Origin of the sequence: Serratia sp. PL17 (genome assembly GCF_017832355.1) — a bacterium.
In the GTDB taxonomy this organism is placed as follows: Bacteria; Pseudomonadota; Gammaproteobacteria; order Enterobacterales; family Enterobacteriaceae; genus Serratia.
The window spans coordinates 48876-66950 of record NZ_JAFIBY010000007.1 but is presented as its reverse complement, the minus strand read 5'-3'; the positions used below and the strand labels follow the sequence as shown (position 1 = coordinate 66950).

Below are 18075 nucleotides of genomic sequence, written 5' to 3'. Positions count from 1 at the left end.
ATCTCTCCAAAGGGCAGGTGCGTGGGCACGCATTGCCAAAAAAATACACTCCTTACAGAATACTAGTTTAGCGAGGAAAGACGGCATAAAAATGAAGGAAATATGGAGGAACCGTCAGCATTGTCCGAATAAGTTGTAGATTTGATCGTGCTATGTTTATAAGCGATGCCATCCGGCTTATAGCGAATAGGTTTTAGCGAACTTTATGCCTTCACGCTAATAATTAATCTGCAAATCATTAACTCCATGGAGCATGCAATGAGTCATAAAGAACTGGGCCGTTCAGGCATCAAAGTACCAGCATTGACCTTCGGCGGTAACGTGTTTGGCTGGACGGCGGATCGTGAAACCTCATTCAGCCTGTTAGATGCGCTGGTGGAAAATCAGCTCAATTTTATCGATACCGCGGACGTGTATTCGAGCTGGGCGCCGGGCAATGTGGGGGGGGAATCGGAAACCACGATTGGCGAATGGTTGAAAAAGAGCGGCAAGCGCGACCAGGTGATTATCGCCACCAAAGTAGGCAAACCGATGGGCGAGGGTAAACAGGGGCTGTCACCACGTTATATTCAGCAAGCGGTGGAGGATTCCCTGCGCCGCCTGCAGACCGACTATATCGATCTGTATCAGTCCCATGATGACGATCGGGATACGCCGCTTGCGGAAACGTTGGCGGCGTTTGATGCCTTAATCAAGGCCGGCAAAGTACGGGCAATAGGGGCGTCTAACTACCAGGCCGATCGTCTGGAAGAAGCCCTCAATATCAGTAAGCAGGAAGGGCTGGCGCGTTATGAAACCCTGCAACCGGAATATAACCTGTATGCGCGGGCGGGCTATGAGCAGGGATTGGAGGCCGTTGCGCAGCGTCATGGGTTGGGCGTGATTAACTTCTTCTCGCTGGCCAGCGGTTTTCTGACGGGGAAATACCGCAGTGAACACGATATCGGCAAAAGTCAGCGTGGCGACAGAGTGATCGCGCAGTACCTTAATCCGCGGGGCTTTAGCATTCTGGCAGGCTTGGATCAGGTGGCGAAGAAGCATCACACCACGCCGGCACAGGTTTCACTGGCCTGGCTGATCGCACGGCCCAGCATCACTGCACCTATCGTCAGCGCCACGTCCTTAAAACAGTTGGATGAGCTGGTTAGCGCCACCCGGCTTCGGCTGGATGCGGATGATATCAGCACCTTGAACGAAGCCAGCGCCTGGTAATCGAGATTAACCGCGGGCGGTATCGATCAACTGAAGCAGCTGCGTCAGGCAGGCTTCAATTGTACATCCTGCGGTATCAATAGAGGCCACTGGCATGTTCCAGGGGATGTAATCGTGGTTACTGACATCCTGCCAGTTGGGCAATCGTAGCCCGGCAATGTCGCCGCCTCGGGTTTCGATCCTTCGGCGGTGCTCCGCACTGTCTGAACAGAACACTTCAATATCAATACAGGTTCTGCCAGTCCGGAGCGCAACCTGATGCCAGGCTTCACGGGTGACAGGCAGTGGGTTAACCGAATCGGCGATCACGGTGTGGCCCAGACGCAGGTTATCCTCAGCGACGCCATAGGCGGCAAAATAGCCTGATGGGCCTACGTCACTGGCTAAGGCACCGCTGTCACGGATTGCCTGTTCCAGGGTGTCGATTCGCAGATGAATTGCCGATAGGGCACCTGCCAGCGCCCGTGCCAGCGTAGTTTTGCCGCTGCCCGGCAGCCCGGAAAAAACGATCAGCATTGTTGCTCCCGCCATAATTGTTGCCCCAGCCGATACAGTACATGTTTTTGCAGCGGATGGCCTTGGGGTAGCCGTGGATGAAGGAAGCTTTCACCCTTGGACGTCATGCCGATGCGTTCCATCACCCGGCGCGACGGTTGGTTAGCGTCGGCGGTAAAGGACACCACTTCTGCCAGATTCAGGTGTTCGAAGGCATAGTGCAATGCGGCCTCGGCCGCTTCACTGGCGTAGCCTTTACCCCAATGCGCTGCCGCCAACCGCCAGCCAATTTCTACGCAGGGCGAGCAGGGGAGATCATCAGCAGGAATAGCCAACCCAACAAAGCCGATAAAAGGCGCACCGCCTTTCACTTCCAGTGCCCATAAGCCCCAACCATGCTGTTGCATGAACAGGCGGATCTTGTCGGCGAGTGCGTCACTTTGCGTGGAACTGAGCGGGGCGGGGAAATAACGCATGACCCGAGGATCGGCATTAAGGGCAGCGAAGGCGGGCAGATCATCGTCACGCCAGGCACGCAACCGCAGCCTGTCAGTTTCCAGGGGAAATATTTCACACATCGACTTTCCTCCAGTAACCAAGCATTCCTTGGTTTCATGGTAGGGGCGCTGCATGCTACGCCCTATAGCATAATCAATGGGTTAAATCGGATCGAACAGGTTCGACCCTTACCTGTTTAGCCCTTATGCGGTTTTGTCTGCCGTCTGGATCGCGGTATATACCGCGCCCTCAGGCCATTAACGGAACAGCGTTTGCGCCCAGCGCGCCAACCCGGCAGTTACCGAGCCGAAGTCGTTGCCACCGACAATAGGGATGCCCGGCAACTGTTGTTCCAGCGCGGCACGCAGCAAGGGTGAACGCGCGCTACCGCCGGTGAGATAAATCACCTGTGGTGCGGTTTGGCTGCTCGCCAGGGCGGCACTGACCTGTTCCTGAATACGTAACAGGGGTTGCGAAATAGCGTCGGCAAGCTGATCCTGGTTGATGGTTTCCACCAAGTCAGGCTGGACGAACGCCAATGGCGCGCTGATGCTTTGCTGCGCCGACAGGGCGATTTTACTCTCTTCCGCCGCGCGTACCAACCGGTAGCTCAGACGCTGCTGGTGCACTTTCAGCAAACGTTTGACCTTTTCCGGTTCGGCGGCATCACGGATCAAATCACGCAGCATGCGACCGTTGGCGACGCTGTAAAAGTCGTTTTGTGCCGGCACGTCGTTGGTGGCGACCGCGTTCCAATAAGGCAGCGCGGGCAGCGCGATACCCTTGCCGGTTTCGCCACCCATGCCGAACAGCGGCATCAGCTGTTTGAACGCCAACATGATGTCCAGGTCGTTACCGCCGACGCGGCACCCGCTGTGCCCCAGCAGGCTTTGCTGGCGATCGGCACGGTCGCGCCATTGTGGCCCCATCAGCAGTACCGAGCAGTCGGTCGTACCGCCACCGATGTCTACCACCAGCACGGTTTTCTCTTCGTTCAGCGTCGCTTCGAAGTCCAGTCCCGCCGCTACAGGTTCAAACTGGAATTCAATGTCCTTGAAACCGGCGCGCTCGGCAGCACGGTGCAAAATACCCTGCGCCTGCTGGTTAGCGTCTTCCCCCCCAATCCCCTGGAAGTTGATCGGACGACCGATCACCGCCTGGCTGATGCTGTCTTGCAGCACGTTTTCCGCCTGACGTTTGATGTGGAACATCATGGCGCAAACCAGATCTTCAAACAGCGCAATCTGCTGTGGCTTCAGGCCGTTAGCGCCGAGGAAGGATTTCGGCGAGCGAACAAAATACACCTCTTCCGGATCTTCGGCGTAGTGCGCCAGTGCCTGCAGGCCAAATAGCACGCTGTCGTTACCGACGGGAATGTCTTCTTCGCGGTTGTAGCTAATGGCCCGGCGCAGCAGTTGCTGATTCTCTTCGCTGCCGGTCGGTACCTGCCAGTGGCGGTGCAAGCATTCGCTCACGGCTTCACGCGTCGGCGCACAAAGCATCGACGGCAGGTAAGGTTCGTTGTTTTCCAACGTCAGTAGCTCGGGGCCGTTATCACGCATCACTGCGACAGAACAGTTGGCTGTTCCGTAATCGAATCCAATAAACATGTCTTTTCTCAATCCCCATGCCAATGAAGGGGGGCGACTTTACCCGAGACTTGGCTCCTGGGCAACGTGTGGGCGCTTAACTGACGAAAAATTTAGCGGCGACCAGCATGGCATGCTTAACTTAATGTCCGAATTCCGCACGTCAGCGCACCAGCCGAGTCGCATAATGAACAAAAAACTGACCCCGAGCGTTGCCATGAAAAACCAACAACAGGCGCTGTACGACGCACTGAGCGCGCGCGATCGCAAATTCGACGGCCGCTTTTTCGTCGGTGTTTCCTCGACCGGCATTTATTGTCGGCCGGTGTGCAGTGCCCGTACGCCGAAAATCGAGAACTGCACTTTTTACCCCAGCGCCGCGGCGGCGGAACTGGCGGGGTTCCGCCCCTGTCTGAAATGCCGGCCGGAGCTGGCACCGGGGTTGGCGCTGATCGATCTTGGCAATCGCTATGCGCAGGTGGCGGTGCAGTTGATTGAACAAGGGTACCTGTCAGAACACAGTTGCGAGCAACTGGCCGCGCGGCTGGGGATCTCTGATCGTCATTTGCGGCGTATCTTCGCCGATCAGTTTGGGGCATCGCCGATTGATTACGCCCAGTCGCACCGGTTGTTGCAGGCCAAACGCCTGCTGGCGGATACCGACATGCCATTGAGTGACGTCGCATTTGCGGCCGGTTTTGGCAGCCTGCGGCGTTTTAATGAGCTGTTCAAGGCACGCTACCGGCTTATTCCATCGGCGCTGCGCAGCAGCTGCGAACGCAATGCGCCCACCGTTGCCAGCGGGCTGGTGTTTCATCTGGGCTACCGACCGCCCTATGACTGGCAGCGCATGTTGGGTTTTTTGCATGCGCGTGCGGTGAGCGGTGTCGAACGGGTTGAGGGGCAGCAGTATCTGCGAGCGATAGCCATTACCCAAGGGGGCGTCGAGTATTGCGGCTGGGTGAGCGTCCAGCCGGATGAGACGCGCAACCGGGTACGAGTAGAGATTGCCGCCTCATTAAGCCGGGTGACCACGGAAGTGCTGCGCCGGATCCGTCAACTGTTTGATCTGGACGCCGCACCGGATTTGATTGCCCATGCCTTGGGCGCATTGGCTGCCGATGCACCAGGGTTGCGGCTGCCCGGTTGCGTGAACAGTTTTGAACAGGCGGTCCGTGCCGTCTTGGGGCAGTTGGTGAGCGTCAAGATGGCCGCGACTTTTGCCGGGCGGATGGCTGAACAGTGGGGGACGCCGCTGGAACAACCCTATGGCGGCATTACACATCTGTTCCCCAATGCTGAGCAGGTCGCGCTGTTACACCCTGAGGCGTTGCGTCCGCTGGGGGTGCAGTTGAAACGCGCAGCGGCAATCATTGCGATTGCGCGTGCGGTAACCGAAGGGCGGCTCCAGTTGGATAACGTGTTGGATATTGAGCAAGGTATTAAGGCGCTGACCGCCTTGCCGGGGATTGGCAGTTGGACGGCCAGTTATATCGCGATGCGTGCCTGGTCATGGCCAGACGTGTTTTTGGCGGGGGATTATTTGATCAAGCAACGCTTCCCTGACCTGACGCCGCGCCAAATTGAAAAATATGCCGAACGCTGGCGGCCGTGGCGTTCTTACGCCACGCTCCATTTGTGGCATAACGACGCATGGGTACCGCTGGCGGATGTCGACAATTAGCGCGGTGGCGTTATCCTTCGTTGTCGATACGAGCCAGTAGGCTTTCTATCCCTTCACGCATCAGGAATGCCAGCACCTTCTCGCGTTCGGTTTCGCTCAGGTGATAGTAATACTGCACCCATACTGCCAGTGGCTCTTGGCGTTCAACCTGATATTCTGCGGGTTCTTCCTGTAACATCAACAGCTTGCGCGGGCCAATAGGCAGGCTGTTGATATGGTATTCCACCGCTTTCCCCTGGATGCCTTTACGGCGGCGGCTGATCCAACCTTCGCGCCGCGCCATCAAATTGATTCCCTGTGGTGAAGAGGGCAGTCCTGCTATGCCTGTCAGCTCCCTGGCGGCAAACCACTCGTTTTTCATAGCCATTATCCCTGAGCAATTACGTGCAAAGATGGTTCCTGGAAATTAACGGGCGTGCTGATTTCCGTATCAAAGTGATTGTACGAAGGATTAACTTTCACCCGTTAGTTATACCACTAACATCTGATTGGCTAAGCAAAAACGTGCTGGGGGCGTGCGGCACAGGATGCCGCAACGCAAAAGAACACAGGAGAGCGCCGTGCTGAGGCGGTTATCTTATGCCGAAATAACCGCCGCTGAGCAGCTCGGTAAGGGGGTGTTCCCGCGCCACGGCGTCACCGTCTGCCAGGTCGACGCCCAGAGCCTGCAGCGTATGCAAGGTTATCTGCTGGTGTGCCGGGCCTGCCAGTGTCTGCGCGTGGATACGATGGGCTGCGCCGTTAAGCATGGAAACCATCAGTTCATCCATCTGATTGCAGTGAACCTGGGTGATAAAGCGCTCATCAATGCGGATATAGTCAATCCGACGATCATGCAGTTCGTCGAAGGCGTTAAGGCTGTGGCCAAAGCCGCTGACGATCAGCTTGCAGCCCATTCGTTGCAGTTGGTGGATAAACGGCCTGCAAATGTCATCGTGTTCCAGCACCGCCGCCTCATCGACCACCAGCAGCAAAGCCTGTGGTTGTAATGGAGAGGCATTAAGCCGTGTGATCAGATGTTGCCGGAACCCGGCGTCGAGCAGGCTGTCTGTCGAGAGCGGGAGCGCGATTGTCAGGCCTTTGGCCCCGATCTCTGCGGCGTGGTGCTCAAGAATCTGCCGGCTGACCCAGTCATCGACGTCCGGCAGCAGGCCATAGAGCTGTGCCGCAGCGAGAAACGCCTCTCCGTTCAACGGGCGTGGATCCAGCGGCATGACCTGAAGTTTTAGCTGATAGAAACACACTGCCAGTGGCGTTTTCGGCGGTGCCACTGCCTTAACACTGAGCATCAACTGCCCGTCGGCAATAATGCTCATCACTTCCTGTCTCGTCAGCAGCTCATGCTGGCGTTCCAGCATCTGTTTTTGCCGTGCCTCATACAGATAGACCTGCCCGCGGCCGCGATGTTTGGCTGTATAACAGGCAATGTCCGCCTGCGCCAACAGCTCGCCGCTTTTACCACTGCCGCTCTCTATACGGGTGATGCCAGCGCTGGCACCTACGTGATAAACCTTTCCTTCCCAATAGAACGGGTGCTGGCTGATGTTGTTAACCAGCTGCTGCATCAGGGATTTTGCCTGCTCGCTGGCGCAATCAAACAGGATTAGCCCAAACTCATCCCCTCCCAGCCTTGCCAGGCAGTCGCTGTCACGCACGTGGCGTTGCATCAGTTGAGCAATATCCCTCAGCAATGCATCGCCTGCGGCATGCCCGGCGCTGTCATTGACGGCCTTGAAACGATCGAGATCGAGGAACACCAGCGCATGCTGCCGCTGTTTTTCACCGGAGCCCAGGATGGCGGCTTTCAGCCGCTTCTCAAAACTGGTGCGATTGGGCAGGCTGGTGAGGGCGTCATGGGCGGCGCTGTAACTCAGTTTACGCATCAACTCGCGTGAAGCCGTGACATCTTGCAACACCATCACAGCCCCCATCACGCCACCCCCGAGGGTTTTCAGCGGCGATACCGATTGTTGAATATCAAAGTGACGGCCGTCGCGACTGTGCAGCACCAGGGCATAATCCGCCGAAAGCTGACGATTTTCCTGAAGGCAGCACTGGACCGGGTTTTCCACTTCCATGCCATCTTTGCCGTTAGTCATGCGTACGACTCCCGCAATCGGCATGCCAACAGCCAGACTCAGCGGCCAGCCGCACATCTGTTCGGCCACCGGATTCATGAAGGTGATATGCATGGCATCGTCAGTTGAAATCACCCCTTCGCCAATGGCATCCAGCGTGATGTGCAGACGTTCTTTCTCTTGGTGCAGCGCTTCGGTCAGATTACGGACTTCCGTCATATCAATGTTCGTGCCGATCATGCGCAGCGGGCGGCCTTGTGCATCCAGAATGACGTTGCCCTGGCCGCGGATATGGCGGATTTTCCCTTGGCGGGAAAGCAGCCGGAATTCGAGGATAAAAGGACGCGGTTGGTCCAGCAAAGAGGCCATTTCACGGTCGGTTCGCTCGCGATCTTCCGGCAGAAGGAGGGTGCGCCACAGTGAAAGCGTAGGCGTCTGCTCTGGACTGAGGTCATAGAGTTCAAACATGCGCTTGTCCCAGGTGAGTTCCTCACCGTCCATGACCCATTCCCAAACGCCAATACCCCCCACCTGATTGGCCAGCGTGATGCGTTCAACCAACCGATGATTCTCTGCGGCGGTGCGTTTCAGTTCGCTGATGTCTTCCACCTGAGAAATAAAATACAGCGGTAGGCCTTCGGCATCGCGCACCATTGAGACGGCCAGCAGAGCCCAGACGTGTTCGCCATCGCTGCGAATATAGCGTTTTTCCAGGGTGTAGCTGCTGATATGGCCTTCGAGCAGATCCTGTAACTGCATCAGGTCGGCATTCAAATCATCCGGGTGAGTGATCTCCTGAAACGTCAAGCGCCGCAGAGCTTCCGGGGTGTAGCCCAGCAGGTTGCACAGTGCTTGATTGACCTGTAGCCATTTCCCTTGCGGAGAGACCAGCGCCATGCCGATAGCGGAGTATTCCAGCGCATTACGAAAGCGGGCTTCGCTCTCGACGATATGCTGTTTTTCTACCCGGAAGGCGTGCATGACCATCGCCATGGCGTGTGCGGGGATCAAAATCAACAGAATCGGTAAGTAGATTTCGATGTCACTGAGCGGTTCGGCGGGAACATTAAAATGCAGCAGCCCAAGTGAAATCATCACGGTGATCATCAATGTGGTACAAAAGCAGGTCACAAAGGCTTCCAGGCGTGGCAGTGCGATCGCCGCCCACAGCAGAGGAAGAATGACAAAGGTAAACGGGAAAGGCAGATAGGTCAGCGCGAGATAGCAAAAAATCAGCGCCATCATGAGCGTCAGCAGCAAGGAGAACAGGTTTAACTGCTCCAGCATGCGCCGGCGATAGACCAATCCAATCGGTGCCAGTGACAGGACGCCAATGGCTTCCGAAATAAACCAGGTATTGAAGGGTTGCCAGAAGGATTGCTCCGGGGCAGGGGCCCACCAGGCGGCCAGCAAGGCGCTAAATAGCGGGGTGAAAATGACCGCACAGACCACGAACTTTAGCCAACTGGCCAGATTATTCAGGGGATCGTCAGACAACAGCATGCGGCGTAGCAGCAGGGTACTGACGGAGGCTTCCAGCAGGTTGATCAGCGCAAGCTTTACCGGCAACCAGCTAAATCCGTACAGGATAACGCTGGCGCTTATGATACCCAGCCCACAGGCCAGCAAGGGTAATCCCCATTGGCGCGGCGAATGGCGATACAACAGGGTAATGATGGCCGCCGTAGGGAACCACAGTGGCGTAAAATGGCTGGATTCGTTCGACAGCGTCAGGCACAACAAGGCCAACAGAAAAACGGCTACGGTTGCCAGCAAAGTCTGCGGTAACAGCCCGCTTTTACGCGTAGTGAGATGATTCGGTGCGCTGATATCCATAGACAACCTTAACGCTGGCATCTGTCACTGAACTACGTCATGACGCGGATGGGATGAGAAGTTTATTGCCAAAGGGTAGTACAGCACAGCAAGAAAACCTACTGGATCAAACGGCTTTAGTGAGCGAGCGCAAAAGCCGGCGTTGCCGCCGGCTCGACAGCGTCAGAGCAAGAACAGCGTGGCCAGGCCGAGGAAGATAAAGAAGCCGCCGGTATCGGTTAATGCTGTGATCAGTACGCTGGAACCGACGGCAGGATCTCGGCCCATTTTTAGCATGGTCATTGGGATCACCACCCCCATCAGCGCCGCCACCAATAGGTTGAGGATCATGGCTAACGTCATGACGCCACCCATAGCCCAGTCGCCATAGAGCAGCCAGGTGACTATCCCCATAATGCCGCCCCATACGACGCCGTTAATGATGGCGACGCCAAGCTCCCTGAGCATCAGGCGAGAAATATTGCCAACTTCGATCTGGTGTAGCGCAAGTGCGCGGACAATCATGGTAATGGTTTGGTTACCGGTATTGCCGCCGATACCCGCAACGATGGGCATCAACGCCGCCAATGCCACCAACTGCGAAATGGTGTGTTCAAACAGGCCGATGACACGTGACGCGATAAACGCGGTGCACAGATTGATTGCCAACCAAGCCCAGCGAGTTTTCACCGCTTTGCTGACAGGGGCAAACACGTCTTCTTCCGGGCTCAACCCCCCCATACGGCGAAGGTTGCTGTCGCTTTCTTCATTGACGACGTCGACGATCTCTTCAATCGTCAGGCGGCCCATCAGTTTGCCCTTGGCATCGACAACTGGGGCACTGATCAGGTCATAACGTTCAAACGCGCTGGCTGCAGCCTCCGCTTTGTCTTCAGGCAGAAAACGGGTGGGATCGTTGTCCATGACTGCGTGTACCGGCGTTTCAGGATCGTTGAGCAGCACCGCGGTCAGCGGCAGTTCACCGAGCAGCGTATTTTTACGGTCCGTGACAAAGAGTTTATCGGTAGCGTCCGGGATGGTTTTGCGCAGCCGCAAGAAACGATGCACGGCCCCGAGGGTAACGTCAGGGCGCACAGTGACCAGTTCAAAATCCATCATCCAGCCGACGGTGTCTTTGCCGTAGTGGATCATCTCGCGCACCTGCGCACGCTGATCCGGCTCCAGCGAGGTCAGCAGGCGGCCCATCAGGTTACGCGGCAGATATTGAGCCAGATAAGCCTGTTCGTCGACATCCAGCGTTTTGATCGCCTTGAGCAGGTCTTTATCGCTCATCTCTTCGATCAGGCTGTCCCACACCGGTTCGGCCACTTCCACCAGTGTTTGGCCGCGTTTGGCATTGCCAACCAAACGCCACAGCGCCAGGCGTTCGTCCTGCGGTAACGCTTCCAGTAAGTCGGCCAGGTCAGCGGCATGCATGTCGTCCAGCAGCCCGGTAATTTCGGCGGTCTGGTTTAGCAGTTCACTTTTACTGAGGGCGTTTTCATCCCCTGGTCTGCCGAGAATACCGTCTATCAGGTCTTTGTTGTTTAACAGCAGGGAAAGAATGCGCTGACGATGCTCAGCGACTTTTTTAACATTATGCGTTGCGGCGGACATGGTATTCCTTACTGGCACTCAGTGATCCTTACGGGCGATCGCTACACAAGATAGAGCATAGTGAATGCAGGCGTCATTTTTATGAAATGGGCACAGATGCCAAGGAATAAGTAAGGGGCCTGGCATGCCGAAATGCGGTCCGACGGCAGGCTGCTTAACTATTCGATTGCTCTGCAGGAGGTGTTGGGTCTGTCGGTTCAGGGGGGAGTGTCCTGGTTTTCTCCCTCTACCTCGGTGGTCTCTTGATAGGGGGCGAGCTTTTTTTCCTGATGATGGGGCACCGCAACGACGGCGGCATACAGCAGACGGCCGACTAAAATGATAAAGCTGATAAGCAGCACTATTTTCGTCATTTGTCCGGTAGTTTTTTTACGCATATATCACCCGGCATGCCGGTTTCCTGTGTTATACCCGCTGCCTTTCAAACGGTAGCCACTGTAGCGGCTGTGTGGAGCCAACGGCTCATATGAGCGTAATAGGCCGTGCTTTTACCGTACTGAGAGCGAGTAATGAAAGCCGATAAAGTGTAAATGGGATTCTAGCGATTGGTGACAAATATTGTCTATTTATTTCCGGCGACCCAAACAGAGTATTTGACCGGTGTTTAGCTTGGGTTTGAGTTTATCTGTGGGATCAGCATGTTAAGAGATGACAAAAAATGGCTGACATATTTTTACCCAACTTTTCCTCCTTGGTTGATCGGCGTCAAGCCTGAGACGGCCCTCGTGCATAAAATTCCCCCCCGTTCCCCTGTCGCATATGGTACTTTCAGTTTGCCTCATGAATGGATAGAGGTATGAAAAGGAACCTGCCTTACCACCTGAACGCGTGAATGGAATTGCGCTCTGAAGGACTCATTATTTTTATGGTTAAACCGACATTTTGGAAACAGTTGCGTGAGCGCTGGTGGGGATACCCCCTGATCTGGAGCTTGTTGTTGATCCCGTTCGCCGGTTGGCTCTCCCCCCGCATCATGTTACCCGAGAGCAAGGTTTATCTGCTCTACCTGCCGCTGGCAGCCTGTATTGCGTTGTTGATGGTTTATGACTGGCGGGCGCTGCCGGGAATCGCGCTTGCCATTTTGCTGCGTTACGGCTGCCGACTTGGCCTGGAAAGCGGCGTGCTGCTCACGGCGTTATACCTGTTATGCCTAAGCCTATGTTGGCTGGGGTATCGCAACCAAACCCAGCGCCGCTGGTGTGCGGCTCCCGGCGTGCCCAGGTTAGTCAAGGCAAGGCTGGTCTGGCTGATCGTGTTGCCGGCGCTGCTGTTTATTCTCGGATTGAAGCTGTTGGTGGGGTTAAAACAATTGCCTGACGAGCTGGGAATGATGCCGGGCGATAATGGCTATCTGCTCGCGTTGGTTAATTTCCAGGCGTTGTTATTAGGGTGCCTTTCCGCAGTGCCACTGTTCTACTTTATGTTGCGCCTGCTGAAAAAGCCTGGGTTCATGTTAAGACTTTGGCGGCGCGTTGGCCGTGAAATGGCTCCAGACGTCGATAAAAAAGAGCTGGCGCTGTGGTTTTTGATCCTGTGTGCAATGGTCGTATTGCTGTCTTATCATGCAAAAGATGCCAATCCTCTGTTGTTGGGGGGCTACGGTCTGATATTACTGCTGCCGGTGATGCTGTACGGCGCAATGCGTTTTGGCTACCAATTCAATTGCATCATTTGGTCCTCCACGCTTTTGGTGTTGCTTTCCCATCATCCTGACTATGCCCAGCACGAAAACCTGTTGCATAACCTTGCCGTTATTTCTTCGATGATGGTGGTGTTTACCTTATGCATTTTCTTGATGTCTGCGCTCAATACTCGCCAACGGTTGAGTCATGCCAGGGCGCAAAGCGCCGCGCTGCAGGATCCGGTGATTGGTTTGCCCAATCTGCGCGCCCTTAAACGGGATCTGGCTCAATCACCGCCTTCGACGTTGTGTTTTCTGCGCGTGAGTGAGTTGGACTTGCTAAGTCGTAATTACGGCATGCAGTTGCGCATTCGTTTTAAGCAGCAGTTGGCCGCGCTTTTACACCAAATCTTGGCGCCGGGCGAGGGGGTTTACCATTTGCCGGGCTATGACCTGTTGTTGCGAGTGGACGGCAGTAACAGTGAAGAAAAGGTCGCTGAGATTTACCGCGGGTTGGAAAAATTCCGATTGGTTTGGAATGGGTTGCCAATCCATCCGCCGTTGGGACTCGGGTACTGCAGTGTGATTGCCGATTTTGAGCATCTGTATCTTCTGCTGGGGGAACTCAGCTCGTTGGCCGAAGTCTCGCTGACCAGTGGCAAGCCGGAGAGTGCACACAATGGTGGTCATTTGATACAGGACGAAATCAAACGCAAGGTGGCGTTGCTGCATGGGGTGCAGAGTTCGCTGGATAGCGATGGCTTTATCCTGATGGCGCAGCCGATCCTGGGTCTGCGCGGCGATAGGTACCACGAGATTCTGCTGCGTATGCGCGATGATCAGGGGGCGATCGTCTCACCGAACGACTTTTTACCGGTGGTGCATGAGTTCGGTCTGTCCTATCGGCTGGACATGTGGGTACTGCGCAATACGCTAAAATTTATGGACAAACACCGTACCGAACTGCCCAGCGTACGCTTTGCGATCAATGTGTCCCCCTCTTCGCTGTGCAGGCCCATGCTGTGCCATGACGTGCAGAATTTGCTGAAGCAGTACCGGATTGAACCCTATCAACTGACACTGGAAGTGACCGAGTCGCATTTGCTGCAGGATACCGACTACGCCGGTACCAATTTGCAGGTATTACGTGAAATGGGGTGCCGTATAGCGTTAGATGATTTTGGCACGGGCTATGCCAGCTACGATCGGCTCAAGATACTGCCGGTGGACATGCTGAAAATAGACGGGAGTTTTGTACGCGATATGCTGACCAATCCGGTGGATTTTCAGGTAATCATGTCGATTTGCAAGGTCGCACGGATGAAGCGATTGGTCATTGTGGCGGAGTATGTTGAAAGCGCGGAACAGTGGGCGGCGCTCAAGGGCGCTGGCGTGGATTATATGCAGGGCTATTTTATCAGTGAACCTCAGCCGCTCACGGCACTGCTGCCGGCACAACGGTGATTATCGCCCCCAAGCGGGGGCGATAGCTTTAGGCTGAGCGCTGCTCGTCCTGAGAGCCTTCTTCTTCGCAAATCAGTTTCCAGCCCACGACGTCGTTCCAGTAGGCCTGTTCACGTTCAAAGTCCAGTTGCACCAGACTGTTTTGCGCCAGATAGCCCGCAGGGAAACGCAGTGTCCAGTGGTTGTCGTCAGTGCTCAGACGCAACGTTTCTGGGGTAGTGGTCGACTGACGTTGATTGTTGAGCAGGGTACTCAGACGCAACAGTTGGATCAGCGGCAGGTAATGTTTTTTCTTGAACAGGTTCAGGCGTGGCAGTTCTTCCAGCTTAATGCCTTTACGGTGGAAGCGGACCAGTGCAGCCAGCAACAACTGCTGCTCTTGGTTAAAGCCAGGCAAGTTGGTGTTTTGCAGAATATAGGCCGAGTGGCGGTGCATCCCACTGTGATTGATGCTTAAGCCTACTTCATGCAGCATGGCGGCCCACTTCAACAGGGCTTCCAACTGCGGGTTCGCCAGCTTGGTGTTTTGCGCCATCCACTGTGCGTACAACAGTTCCGTGGTTTCCAGCACCCGTTTGGCTTGTTCACGGTCGATATTGTAGTGATCGGCCAGGCTCTTGGCGGTGCGGCTGCGAATATCTTGATGGCGGAAACGGCCTTCCATCTCGTACAGGACGCCTTCACGCAGAGCACCGTCGGAAAGACGCAGATCGCGGATTGCCAGCGCATCGAATACGCCACACAGGATAGCCAAACCCGGAACAAACACCGACTGACGGTCTTCTGACAGCCCCGGCAGGCTCAGTGCACTGAAGTTTTTAAACTGCAGCACCTGTTCCGCCAACATCTCCAGCCTTTCAAGCGTAATCAGACCGTCTTTTTCACCCATTTCCACCAGCACTTCGTGTGCCGCTTTGATGGTGCCGGACGCGCCTAGCGCATACTGCCAGCCCTGAATGCGGTACTGCCAGGCCAGGGTTTCCAGTTTCTGCGCTGCTGCGAGGCGTGCACGTTTAAAGTTGTTTTTGCTGATTTCCCCGCCAGGGAAAAACTGCTGGGCGAAACTGACGCAACCCATGCGGCGGCTTTCTGCCAGCAGGGGCTCAAAGTCTTCGCCGATCACCAGCTCAGTGGAACCGCCGCCGATATCGATCACCAACTTGCGGCCTTTTTCCGGCTGGGTATGTTCCACGCCCATAAAGATCAGACGTGCTTCTTCCTGCCCGGCGATGATTTCAATGGGGTAAGGGATAACTTTGGCCGCGCGCTTGAGGAAGACCTCTGCGTTTACGGCCTGGCGTAATGTATGGGTACCGACGATCGTAACGTTATCCGCCGGGAAGCCCTGAAGCCGTTCGGCAAACAGCGCCAGACAGGCCAGGCCACGTTCTATTGCCTCTTCACTGAGCACATTGTTGCTGTCCAATCCATCGGCGAGGTGTACCCGCTGCTTTAAACGGCCTAATACCTGTAAGGCGCCGTTGACGACGCGGGCAATCACCATGTGGAAACTATTCGACCCGAGATCGATGGCAGCGATTTCCTGCGGTTTGTTCGTTGCTGTGCTTTTTAGCGGCATAGTTGCTGGCCTACTGTCCTGGTTGTTCCAGAGCTTTTAAATACTCATAAATGGCAACCTGAGAACGGACTTTACGGCGATTGCCGCGCGGTACGTACTGGTTGCTCAGTTCTTTATCGAGGTAACGCGCCTTGACCGTGTCGCTGAACAGGATTTCCAGAATATCCAGAACCCGTTGTTTCAGCGTTGGATCCAGCAGCGAGACCGCGACTTCGATGCGGTAATCTATATTACGGGTCATCCAGTCTGCGGAAGACAGATAAACCAGTTTGTCACCTTTGTTTTCGAAAACGTAAACCCGATCGTGTTCCAGATAACGGTCGACGATGCTGATTATCTGAATATTGTCACTGATCCCCGGCAGGTTGGGAATCAAAGAACACATCCCTCGCACCAACAGGCGGATTTTTACACCGGCGCCGGAGGCGGTATATAACCGATCTACCAACCCTTTATCCACCAGATTGTTGATTTTCAGCATAATGCCAGCCGGATGCCCCGCCTCAGCGTTGGCAATTTCCTGGTCGATCAACTCATACAGCTTCAAGCGCGAGTTTTGCGGCGACACCATCAGGTTGTCGAACGTGACCGGTCGATATGGGTTTTCGATAAAGTTGAACACGCGACGCACCTCATTGGTGATGCGTGAGTCGGCGGTCAGCAACGAATAGTCGGTATAAATACGCGCGGTTTTCTCGTTAAAGTTACCGGTCCCGATATGAGCATAGCGCACAATCTCATCGCCTTCACGGCGCGAGATCAGGAACAACTTGGCGTGGATTTTCAGCCCCGGCGCCGAGAAGATAACGTGCACGCCAGCTTCCGTGAGACGCTTAGCCCAGTGGATGTTGGCCTCTTCATCAAAGCGCGCCTGTAGCTCAACCACCACCGTGACTTTCTTGCCGTTGTGGGCTGCGTGGATCATCGACTCGATGATGCGGGAGTCTTTTGCTACGCGATAAATATTGATTTTGATCGCCAGCACGCTGGGGTCGAAGGACGCCTGGCGCAGCAGTTCCAGCACATGCTCAAAGGTGTGGTATGGGTAGTAAAGCAGCACGTCTTGTTCGCGGATGGCGTCAAAGCCGTTGCGGAACTTATCGAACCAAATATGGCGCAGGCGCGGCAGCGGTTTGTTGACCAGGTTGGCCTTACCGACGTTAGGGAAGCCGATAAAATCTTTGAAATTGTGATAGCGGCCGCCGGCAATCACCGAATCGTAGTTGGAGATGCCAAGTTTACCGCGCAGCAGTTCCACCATTTCATTTGGCATATCACGCTGATAAACAAAACGCACCGGTTCGGCGGTCAGACGCTGCTTCAGGCTGGAAGACATCAGTTCCAGCAGGCTGGATTCCATTTCTGTGACCAGATCATATTCCGCGTCACGGGTCATTTTCATGGAATAGGCATTGAGCGCATCGTAGTCGAAGAAGCCCTTAAAGATATCGTCGAGGCAATAACGCAGGATGTTATCCAACAGGATCATCGGTTTGCGGCGACGCGGAGCTTCCGGTGGCAGGTTGACAAAGCGCGGCACCTTGTCGGACGGGATCTCCAGCAGCGCGTAATCGATACGCGTACCGCGGATGATCTCAACGGCCAAATAGGTGTAATCGTCTTTCAGGAACTGCACCAGATTGGTTTCGTGGTTGATCAGGATAGGCGTGATGTGTTGGCGCAGATGCTGTTTGAAGTATTGTCGCAGCCAAATCTGCTGGTTCTCTGACACCTGGCGTTCGTTGATCAGGAAGATTTGATTACGCGCCATTTCCAGCAGTAAATCGTTATAGAGGCTGTCGAACTCTTGATCGGTTTTTAATACCTTGGCCTGGATCTTTTTCAGCAAATGGCGAGAGGTGCCGCCAGAACCCTGTTCTTCGCTGATCAGAATGCGTCGTTTGAGATCGGCAAAACGGACTTTATAGAATTCATCAAGGTTATTGGAGTAAATGCCCAGAAAACGCATGCGCTCAATCAGGGGATTGCTCTTATCTGCGGCTTCCTGCAACACGCGTTCATTAAAGGATAACCAGCTTAATTCTTTTTCGATGTAGAGCTTTTCCTGACCCATTGCCACTCCAGTTCAATTTTAGAAAAGGATCCGGGACCTAGCCCGGATGCCGCTTCAGGTCGCGTCCCTAAAGCCCGAGCGCTGCGTGGTCGGGCTTGAACCTAGGTTCGCTATACCCAGCCCCCAGCGCCTTGACTGCGGGCTTTGGGACTGCGACGGCGCCATGACCCATTGCGGGACACAGCCTACTATCTTGCATCATTATTGCGAGAGATTGACAGGAAAGTCCAACATATCCATTACGTTGGCGTGAGGCATTTTAATACGTAAAAATATTTACTGTGGTATCAGCGCGGAAGGGGCTGTTTGCGTAGCATAAAGTTGTGATTATTGTGCTTTATATTTATGT

General features: G+C 54.9%; 12 protein-coding genes. 3 read left to right on the top strand and 9 right to left on the bottom strand.

Annotation, left to right across the window (positions count from 1 at the left end; genetic code table 11):
* The first annotated feature begins 258 nt into the window (after nt 1-258).
* Nucleotides 259-1212 carry an aldo/keto reductase gene (locus JOE25_RS20100; protein WP_209638235.1) on the top strand — a complete coding sequence of 318 codons (954 nt, stop codon included), beginning with the start codon at nt 259-261 and terminating at the stop codon, nt 1210-1212.
* Nucleotides 1213-1218: 6 nt separating this feature from the next.
* On the opposite strand, the gene JOE25_RS20095 is transcribed toward JOE25_RS20100, so the two are convergent.
* The 3 genes from JOE25_RS20095 to yegD form a co-directional block, all read right to left on the bottom strand.
* Nucleotides 1219-1728 (bottom strand): AAA family ATPase, encoded by a 510-nt coding sequence (locus JOE25_RS20095; protein ID WP_209638234.1) that lies wholly within the window; start codon nt 1726-1728, stop codon nt 1219-1221.
* A complete protein-coding gene (locus JOE25_RS20090; protein ID WP_209638233.1) occupies nt 1722-2285 on the bottom strand; it encodes a GNAT family N-acetyltransferase in 564 nt (187 codons plus the stop codon). The genes JOE25_RS20095 and JOE25_RS20090 overlap by 7 nt, the downstream gene beginning before the upstream one ends.
* A 177-nt stretch (nt 2286-2462) precedes the next feature.
* On the bottom strand, nt 2463-3815 hold the full coding sequence (gene yegD, locus JOE25_RS20085) for a molecular chaperone (protein ID WP_209638232.1): 1353 nt from the start codon (nt 3813-3815) through the stop codon (nt 2463-2465).
* A gap of 166 nt (nt 3816-3981) precedes the next feature.
* Here yegD and alkA point away from each other — a divergent pair, with 166 nt between their 5' ends.
* Nucleotides 3982-5478 carry a DNA-3-methyladenine glycosylase 2 gene (gene alkA, locus JOE25_RS20080; RefSeq protein WP_209638231.1) on the top strand — a complete coding sequence of 499 codons (1497 nt, stop codon included), beginning with the start codon at nt 3982-3984 and terminating at the stop codon, nt 5476-5478.
* A gap of 10 nt (nt 5479-5488) precedes the next feature.
* Here alkA and JOE25_RS20075 read toward each other — a convergent pair whose 3' ends face one another.
* The 4 genes from JOE25_RS20075 to JOE25_RS20060 all read right to left on the bottom strand — a co-directional run bounded on the left by JOE25_RS20075 (nt 5489) and on the right by JOE25_RS20060 (nt 11365).
* Entirely contained in the window at nt 5489-5839 is a 351-nt protein-coding gene (locus tag JOE25_RS20075) for a DNA-binding protein (protein ID WP_209638230.1), read from the bottom strand.
* 211 nt (nt 5840-6050) lie between these two features.
* The gene (locus JOE25_RS20070) at nt 6051-9392 is read right to left on the bottom strand and encodes a diguanylate cyclase (protein ID WP_209638228.1); all 3342 of its coding nucleotides are present in this window, start codon (nt 9390-9392) and stop codon (nt 6051-6053) included.
* A 162-nt stretch (nt 9393-9554) separates the two neighbouring features.
* On the bottom strand, nt 9555-10988 hold the full coding sequence (gene mgtE, locus JOE25_RS20065; RefSeq protein WP_209638226.1) for a magnesium transporter: 1434 nt from the start codon (nt 10986-10988) through the stop codon (nt 9555-9557).
* A 197-nt stretch (nt 10989-11185) separates the two neighbouring features.
* The gene (locus JOE25_RS20060; protein ID WP_209638224.1) at nt 11186-11365 is read right to left on the bottom strand and encodes a YfgG family protein; all 180 of its coding nucleotides are present in this window, start codon (nt 11363-11365) and stop codon (nt 11186-11188) included.
* Between the two features lie 488 nt (nt 11366-11853).
* Between JOE25_RS20060 and JOE25_RS20055 the strand changes: the two genes are divergently transcribed.
* Nucleotides 11854-14073, top strand: a complete 2220-nt coding sequence (locus tag JOE25_RS20055; protein WP_245210026.1) for an EAL domain-containing protein — start codon at nt 11854-11856, stop codon at nt 14071-14073.
* 28 nt (nt 14074-14101) lie between these two features.
* Here JOE25_RS20055 and ppx read toward each other — a convergent pair whose 3' ends face one another.
* Together ppx and ppk1 are read right to left on the bottom strand one after the other, a co-directional pair.
* On the bottom strand, nt 14102-15652 hold the full coding sequence (gene ppx, locus JOE25_RS20050) for an exopolyphosphatase (RefSeq protein ID WP_037424503.1): 1551 nt from the start codon (nt 15650-15652) through the stop codon (nt 14102-14104).
* 10 nt (nt 15653-15662) lie between these two features.
* Nucleotides 15663-17726: a polyphosphate kinase 1 gene (ppk1, locus tag JOE25_RS20045; protein ID WP_209638220.1), complete on the bottom strand. Its 2064-nt coding sequence runs from the start codon at nt 17724-17726 to the stop codon at nt 15663-15665.
* Nucleotides 17727-18075 lie beyond the last annotated feature (349 nt).

Coding starts and splice junctions, on each gene's coding strand:
- JOE25_RS20095 (WP_209638234.1), bottom strand. CDS start 1,728: ATGCTGATCGTTTTTTCCGGGCTGCCGGGCAGCGGCAAAACTACGCTG.
- JOE25_RS20090 (WP_209638233.1), bottom strand. CDS start 2,285: ATGTGTGAAATATTTCCCCTGGAAACTGACAGGCTGCGGTTGCGTGCC.
- ppx (WP_037424503.1), bottom strand. CDS start 15,652: ATGCCGCTAAAAAGCACAGCAACGAACAAACCGCAGGAAATCGCTGCC.
- alkA (WP_209638231.1), top strand. CDS start 3,982: ATGAACAAAAAACTGACCCCGAGCGTTGCCATGAAAAACCAACAACAG.
- yegD (WP_209638232.1), bottom strand. CDS start 3,815: ATGTTTATTGGATTCGATTACGGAACAGCCAACTGTTCTGTCGCAGTG.
- mgtE (WP_209638226.1), bottom strand. CDS start 10,988: ATGTCCGCCGCAACGCATAATGTTAAAAAAGTCGCTGAGCATCGTCAG.
- JOE25_RS20075 (WP_209638230.1), bottom strand. CDS start 5,839: ATGAAAAACGAGTGGTTTGCCGCCAGGGAGCTGACAGGCATAGCAGGA.
- ppk1 (WP_209638220.1), bottom strand. CDS start 17,726: ATGGGTCAGGAAAAGCTCTACATCGAAAAAGAATTAAGCTGGTTATCC.
- JOE25_RS20060 (WP_209638224.1), bottom strand. CDS start 11,365: ATGCGTAAAAAAACTACCGGACAAATGACGAAAATAGTGCTGCTTATC.
- JOE25_RS20100 (WP_209638235.1), top strand. CDS start 259: ATGAGTCATAAAGAACTGGGCCGTTCAGGCATCAAAGTACCAGCATTG.
- JOE25_RS20055 (WP_245210026.1), top strand. CDS start 11,854: ATGGTTAAACCGACATTTTGGAAACAGTTGCGTGAGCGCTGGTGGGGA.
- JOE25_RS20070 (WP_209638228.1), bottom strand. CDS start 9,392: ATGGATATCAGCGCACCGAATCATCTCACTACGCGTAAAAGCGGGCTG.